The 365-nt window shown below is 39.2% G+C and carries 1 protein-coding gene; it reads right to left on the reverse strand.

What is annotated here, in order from left to right; genetic code table 11:
* Positions 1-365, reverse strand: a 365-nt coding sequence (locus H4O21_RS28440; RefSeq protein ID WP_182812567.1) for an MFS transporter, incomplete at both ends; no start/stop codon positions are given.

Raw genomic sequence — 365 nt, forward strand, 5'->3', positions numbered from 1 at the left:
AAAGAAATAAAATATGTTTCGCCATCCCCAAGAATCTATTAAATAAGCAACTAATGGTAATGCAAAAGCTGCTCCTAACCTTGATCCTGAAAAATTTATGCCTTGAAAAGCACCACGCTCTTTGGTTGGTATCCAAGAAAATGCTGCTCTAGATATGTTTGGAAAAGCGCCAGCCTCTCCAGCACCAAAAATGAATCTAAAACATAGCATTGAAATGTAATTCCAAGCGGCACCAGTTAGTGATGTGAAGATTGACCATAATACCATAATACCTGTCATTACCTTTCGGACACCATATTTATCTCCCAAAGCACCACCCGGTACCTGAAACAATGCATAACCTAATGCAAAAGCACTTAACACCC

It is taken from the genome of Oceanospirillum sediminis, from assembly GCF_014164585.1.
Classification (GTDB): Bacteria; Pseudomonadota; Gammaproteobacteria; order Pseudomonadales; family Halomonadaceae; genus Oceanospirillum; species Oceanospirillum sediminis.